The 6340-nt window shown below is 46.3% G+C and carries 8 protein-coding genes and 1 riboswitch; of the genes, 5 read left to right on the forward strand and 3 right to left on the reverse strand.

The window, feature by feature from the left end; all coding sequences use genetic code 11:
- The first annotated feature begins 217 nt into the window (after positions 1-217).
- The 3 genes from J7K79_RS05955 to J7K79_RS05965 all read left to right on the forward strand — a co-directional run bounded on the left by J7K79_RS05955 (position 218) and on the right by J7K79_RS05965 (position 2187).
- Entirely contained in the window at positions 218-421 is a 204-nt protein-coding gene (locus J7K79_RS05955; RefSeq protein WP_296906291.1) for a hypothetical protein, read from the forward strand.
- 37 nt (positions 422-458) lie between these two features.
- On the forward strand, positions 459-1463 hold the full coding sequence (locus tag J7K79_RS05960; protein ID WP_296906272.1) for a glycosidase: 1005 nt from the start codon (positions 459-461) through the stop codon (positions 1461-1463).
- 214 nt (positions 1464-1677) lie between these two features.
- Positions 1678-2187, forward strand: coding sequence for a hypothetical protein (locus J7K79_RS05965; protein WP_296906274.1), 510 nt, complete (start codon positions 1678-1680; stop codon positions 2185-2187).
- On the opposite strand, the gene J7K79_RS05970 is transcribed toward J7K79_RS05965, so the two are convergent.
- Genes J7K79_RS05970 through J7K79_RS05980 form a run of 3 tightly spaced genes read right to left on the reverse strand, consistent with a single transcriptional unit; the run spans position 2184 to position 4675 of the window.
- On the reverse strand, positions 2184-3503 hold the full coding sequence (locus J7K79_RS05970; RefSeq protein ID WP_296906276.1) for a radical SAM protein: 1320 nt from the start codon (positions 3501-3503) through the stop codon (positions 2184-2186). The genes J7K79_RS05965 and J7K79_RS05970 overlap by 4 nt on opposite strands.
- Positions 3504-3524: 21 nt before the next feature.
- Positions 3525-4316: a family 1 encapsulin nanocompartment shell protein gene (locus J7K79_RS05975; protein WP_296906277.1), complete on the reverse strand. Its 792-nt coding sequence runs from the start codon at positions 4314-4316 to the stop codon at positions 3525-3527.
- A gap of 14 nt (positions 4317-4330) precedes the next feature.
- Positions 4331-4675: a ferritin-like domain-containing protein gene (locus J7K79_RS05980; RefSeq protein WP_296906280.1), complete on the reverse strand. Its 345-nt coding sequence runs from the start codon at positions 4673-4675 to the stop codon at positions 4331-4333.
- An 86-nt stretch (positions 4676-4761) separates the two neighbouring features.
- A riboswitch (TPP riboswitch) is annotated at positions 4762-4872 on the forward strand.
- Between the two features lie 53 nt (positions 4873-4925).
- Between J7K79_RS05980 and J7K79_RS05985 the strand changes: the two genes are divergently transcribed.
- Together J7K79_RS05985 and J7K79_RS05990 are read left to right on the forward strand one after the other, a co-directional pair.
- Positions 4926-5672 (forward strand): sulfide-dependent adenosine diphosphate thiazole synthase, encoded by a 747-nt coding sequence (locus J7K79_RS05985; protein ID WP_296906283.1) that lies wholly within the window; start codon positions 4926-4928, stop codon positions 5670-5672.
- Positions 5673-5676: 4 nt separating this feature from the next.
- The coding region (locus J7K79_RS05990) for a phosphomethylpyrimidine synthase ThiC (RefSeq protein WP_296906286.1) at positions 5677-6340 on the forward strand (664 nt) is incomplete at its 3' end.

The raw sequence follows: 6340 nt of genomic DNA on the forward strand, positions 1-6340 counted from the left end.
GGATACACAGAGATTTTCTCGGAATCCCGGGTTACACGGTGGCAAAGAGATCGGTGTTCGTTATGGATGGTGAAGGAACCACAGTCTACTCCCGGGTGTCAGAAGAGCCGAGGGAAGAGCCTGTTTGCGAAGAGGTAGAGATGGCTTTGGAGAATATATCCAGGTAAAAGTTTACCTTTTTTTTCCGATAAAAAGTACAGGGGGTGATAGTTTGAGGGTGAACGGAGTTGGTTACAATCCAGTTTATCTAAGTTATCCAGTGCAGCATCCTGCATCCACTGATGGAATTCCTGTTATGAGCAAACAACAGATGGAACAGATTCTTTTCTTCTCCCTCTATCAGCAGACCGGATTGAGTGTCAAGCTGGTGAGGATAGCAGGAGAACTTTACTCCGGAAGAACACTGGATCAACTCGTGTGAAGGGGCGAAAGCCCCTTCACGTATGGGGGAGTGGAGTATGGCAGAAGAGATTCTGAAAAAGCTTCTCTTCCACAGAAAATCACTGAGAAGGAACGAAACGATCGATGTTTTCAGGAGGGTGACTTACTTCTTTCCCAAGGATTTCGTCCTCACGAACTATCCAAGACAACCCGTGGCAGTCTTTAATCCTGGGGCAGTGCTCGTTGATAAAACACTGCACATCTTTCCGAGAGTGATTTTCGACTACTACAAGTACGTGTCGTCGATCGGTCACTTTGTAGTGGACATCGATGACCTGCTGAACGGAGAAGTGAAAAGACCTATAGAGATGGAGATCATTTTCTGGCCGCGGGACATTCAAGAGTTCCTCGGCTGTGAGGATCCGAGGGTTTTCTTCAGAAACTCTCGATTCGAGATGCTGTACACAGCAAAGGGCTACAGAGACTGGTCGCAGGAGGGCAAACCGCATACGGATTTTCTTGCTTATGCCGTTCTGGACGAGGATCTGAATCTTTTGGAGAAGAAATACGTTTCCATAAGGAGTACGTTTGGTGATTTCATCCCCGTTTCGATGAAGGACAGTTCTTTTGTGAAATCGAACGTGATACTGACCAGGATAACAGTGGGAGACACCAAAGTCTGCTGGCGTGGAAGAATAGAAGGAGATTCGATAGATCTCTACAGTCTGGATCCGGTTTTCTTCCCCGAAGAATGGGAAACGAAAGTCGGATGGTCAACGAACGCCATTAAGATAAAGAAGGGGTACTTGGTAGGATGGCACGCGGTCCTCAAAGATCTCACCTATAAGAACGGTTTGGCTCTTGTAGACGACAAAGGAAAGCTTCTCGGAACAACAAACTATGTTCTCTCACCAAAGGGTGTGATCGAAGAGTACGGCGACAGAATCAGGGTGATATTCGGTTGTGGTCTAGTTGTTTACAAGGGGAAAGTGATATGGGTGGGTGGTGTCTCTGACTGGGCGATAGGTGTGTTCGAAGCCGACGAGAGTGATATTCTGAATTTAATGAAAGAAGCAACATGATTTTAACAAAATGGTGGTATCGTACCCTTGAGAGGTGAGAAGATGAGTTGTTTTGTTCTCTTTGAGCAGGGAGTTCTCAGCGATATGATAATGTGCACTACACAGAAGGGCCGGCCCCTCAACGGACCGGAGGTTTTCGCGTGACCGCTGTGCAGGAAATCGAGGGGCCGGCCAGATGGTCGGCCCCTTTTGTTTTTCAGAAGGAGGTGAAAAGATGAGGGTTCAGATTGGAGGACCTATTTTGGGAACGTCACGGTTCAAGAGATACGATTTCGGAGGCTGCTCTCTGATGCTGAACAGAGAGTATACAGGAGAATTGCCGAATCTCGATTTCTCAGCAGGAAGTGTTCAAAAGATAGGAGAACATCTGATGGATATCTTGGATGAATTCATTCTGGAACGAGACGGGAAGGTATTTTTAAAACTTTCCAAGCCTCTCACGCTTCATTACTCGAGAGATCTGACGATCAGGATAGACCCGGCTTTGACTCCTGCTTTCCTCATTTTGGAAAGCTTCGAGGACGGTAGAGAGTGTGTTGTAGTGGCAAAAACCGAGGAGATAGCAGAAGATTTACTCAGAAGGTTCGACGAAAGGGTAAGATGGCCAGAAGACTTTCCTTGCTTTTTAAGAGAAGTAAAGAAGAACGAGCAGGTACTAGGAGTGGTGGGAAGCGTTGGAAAAGTGACAGGAATATGGACAAGAGGAAACATCGTGGTGGTTTAACTTTTCAACCACTTTTTGTCCCAATCTTCCCCTGGGAAGAGTTTTTTCAAGTAGGAAATGATGGTTCCGAAGAACTTCAGAAAGTAGTAGATAAAACGTACCGAGGGATCCTCGATCTTGTAGTTGAAACTGAACACATCTCCTCTGTATTTGCCTTTTTCCTTGAGGTACCTTTCAAATTCCGTTCCAGAGAGGGGTAGGAGTTTCGTTGTGATATCAACTGGACGAATCTTTTTTCCTGTGATCTGACGAATAGTTCTCAGAAATCTTACATTCTCTTGCAACTCTTCAAGACTTGTACGGTCATCGAACATGATAAAGCCTGGAGAAACATACAGATCAAGTTTGGAAAGAATTTCTAAAGCTCTCAAATTTTGCTCCACTGTGACATCTTTTCTGAATCTGTTCAGCATGGATTGAGATCCCGATTCTAAACCAAGGAAAACTCTTCTTAAGCCGCTTTCCTTCAGCAGTTTGAACAATTTTTCATCCACTTCCGTGACTCTGCTTTCTATCGCGTATCTGAGTTTTAACTTTCTTCTGATTATCTCAGTTGCTATCTTTGCAGCTCTCTCTTTTGAAACCGTGAAATTTGCATCGCAGAAAATCACATTTTCCACTTTGTATTCTTTCACCAGCATCTCCAGTTCATCCACTACGTTCTCAGGGTCTCTCAAACGAATCCTTGGACCAAATTTTTCGTAGAACGGAACAACGCTACAGAAAGAGCAGGAGGCGTAACATCCCCGAGAACTTATTACCGATGCCACTTTTGTTTTTTCGTATATTCTTGGGAGATTGTCTCGTGCTGGAAACGGTAGACCGTTCAGGTCTTTCACCAGAGGTCGGAATGGAGTGTTTTGTATTCCTTCACTTTCCCTGTAAGCAATCCCATGAATTTCCTTCCAATTTTTATTTTCAAGAATAGACTTCGCCAGATCGTAAAAAGTTACTTCCCCCTCGCCAAGAACCACGGAGTCTATGCACGGGTATCTTTCCAATATTTCACGATAAGCGAAAGTGGGAAAAATGCCACCCACGGATATGTGAGCGGTGGTTTTCTCCCTCAAAGCTGATATAAAGTTCAACACCTCTAGAGCGTATATTTGAAAAGGAAGAGTGATGCCTATCACTTTTGTTGGCATTTTCGAGATCTCTTCAATGGCCTGTTTTGGAGACCAACCTTCGATCTTGGTGTCTATTATTTGAACACTCATCCCTTTTTCTCTCAAATAAGCAGCGATGTAGGGTAAGCCAAGATGATCTGCTATCTCCACTTCTTTCATAGGAGGATACACCAACAGAACGTCGGGCATTTTCCCCACCTAACTTTGAATTTAGAATTCCAGGTGCACCATCGCTTCAGGATTGACCACATAGAAGGTGAACGTCTCCGTTATGAAGAGTCTCACACTGTCATTTTCTCTGTCTTCGTATCCTACAGAGAGGTCCTGACCGAGAACGAGTTTGAAATCTCCCCCACGCTCAGAAACGACGATAGCATTGTCTATTCGTGGGGTGGTTATAATCCGGCCGTTCAGTATCTCCGTCACCCTTCTTTCGAGAGGATAGTGGGAGGAGTTTTTCTTCAGAAGGTATAACCATCTATCGGTGCTTATCACAAGAGTGTAAGGACCACTTATCCCATCTTTTGAAAAAGTCGAGGAGGCTTTGTAAAGAGCCTCGAGGAAATCTCCTAGGTTTTCTCCGGCCTTCACCTTTCTTTCCTCTCTGAAGGAAAGAAGTCCCTTCACGCCAGACTTTTCACATCCTTTGAAGATGACAGAATCTTCAAATTCTGCCACCTTTCTCACGGTTTCTTCCAGATTGGAGAGATCCACGTTCGATTTTCCTCTTTCGAGGTTGTCGAGTTCCCACAGGCCGAGAGTGAAAGTTGCTCTCAACTCGATGAGTGGAAGGGATTTTCTCAGACCCCACTTTATCTCTTCTTCGGATAACACTTCAACTTCCCCGAGTGGATAGGCAGCGTACTCCCAGCCGCAAGGCCCTTCAACATCCACGAATTTTCTTCCATAAAGCTGCGTTGAGAAAATTTCTTTTGCTCTCCTTTCTATCTCTTCCCACTGTTTCTGTGTTAATGGAGCAAACGATCTTTTCAGAAATTCCATGATTTTCACCTCTTTCAAAGCTTTCTTATGCCGAGATCTCCTTCTGCGTTTTTCGAACCACCGGTTTCTCCCTCTTCTATTTCAGTGACCGGCCTGTCCGTGAAAAGATAGGTCCTCAGAGCCTTGTCCCATCCCAGCATATTCCTTCTCAACCATTCCAGAAGCATGGCGGCGTGTTCCATCTCTTCATTCCTGTTGTGTTCAAGGATTTTTCTCACGGTCTCATCTTCTGTGGTTGCGACCCTCTGATGATACCACGCAACCGCTTCTATCTCTTCTTTGAGACTGTTCAACGCTCTCACGAAATCTCTGTCCCTCCCTGTGAGTTCTTCAATCGGCTCATGATATTGATCGGCCATTTTTTCACCTCCATTGAAATCTTTCAAAAATGAAAACTCCAGTTAAATTATATCAGATAAAATTCAGTTAGGAAAAAACAAGCAAAGCCTTCCCCAGGGGGAGCTCCTATTCCGGGGCTGAGAGGAGGACGGAAGTCCTCGACCCCTAGAACCTGATCCGGGTAATGCCGGCGGAGGGAATGGGGAGGGCGAGAAGAAAACCCTCCGCCTTCGTGCGGAGGAATTTTATTTTTCTTAAGGGGGTGTTCTCATGAAAGATGTGGTGATCTCGAAATTGATCGTCGATGAGTATTTCGAAAAACTCCGAAACAGTCTGGAACTCGATGTTGCAATCGTCGGAGCTGGTCCGAGTGGGCTAACGGCGGCTTACGAATTGTCGAAGAAGAGATTCAAAGTGGCGGTATTCGAAGAGAGAAACGTTCCAGGTGGTGGAATCTGGGGTGGAGGAATGATGTTCAACGAGATTGTCCTGGAAAAAGAACTCGAAAGCTTCCTGAAGGAACTCGAAATAGACTACGTGATGAAGGAAGATCACATCGTGACGGACTCGGTTCACTTTGCTTCGGCTCTTCTCTACAGAGTGACGAAGAACGGAGTACCCGTGTTCAACAACGTCTCTGTGGAGGATGTGGCCGTTCAGGATGGAAGGGTGTGTGGCGTTGTGGTAAACTGGGGACCCACGGTGAGGCTGGGACTGCATGTTGATCCCATAACGATAAAGTCTTCCTTCGTGGTTGATGGAACAGGTCATCCTGCCAACGTCGTGTCACTCCTTGCGAAGCGGGGTTTTGTCGAAATGAAGACAGAATTCCCCATGGACGCTGATGAAGCAGAAGGATTCGTTGTGGAAAAAACCGGTGAGATATTTCCTGGGCTTCTCGTCTCTGGCATGGCAGTGTGTGCCGTGCACGGTGGACCGAGGATGGGTCCCATCTTCGGTGGCATGGTTCTGTCCGGTCAGAAAGTTGCAAGGTTGATAAGTGAAAAGCTGAGGTGAGATCATGACTCAGATGGAAATGGCACGGAAAGGTATCATCTCTGAAGAGATGAAGAAGGTTGCTGAGTACGAAGGTGTGGAAGTAGAAGAAGTTCGGCAAAAAATAGCGGAGGGAAAGGCTGTTCTTCCAAAGAACAGGCTTCACAGGATAGAGAAACCCATGATCGTGGGAGAGGATTTCACCGTGAAAGTGAACGCGAACATCGGAACATCTCAAGGCTTTTCTTCGATCGAAGAAGAGAAAGAGAAGGCCAGAGTAGCGATAGAGTACGGAGCAGACTCCCTCATGGTCCTCTCCACTTGGGGGGATCTGAGGGAGATCAGAAGGGCGATCGTGGAGATGTCTCCTGTTCCCGTTGGATCTGTTCCCATCTACGATTCTGCTGTGAAGAGCTATCAAATGAAGAAAAACGTGGTGGATTTCTCTGAAAAGGACTTCTTCGACATGGTGATCGCACACGCGGAAGACGGCATCGACTTCATGACGATACACGTGGGTGTGACGAGGAAAGTGCTGGAGAGGGTGAAGAACTCAGGGAGAATCTTGAAGATCGTGAGCAGGGGAGGAGCGATCATCGCCGGCTGGATGATAAAGAACAACAGGGAAAACCCGTTCTACGAACATTTCGATGAGCTCTTAGACATCGCAAAGGAGTACGACATTACAC

Origin of the sequence: Thermotoga sp. (genome assembly GCF_021162145.1) — a bacterium.
Taxonomy (GTDB): Bacteria; Thermotogota; Thermotogae; order Thermotogales; family Thermotogaceae; genus Thermotoga.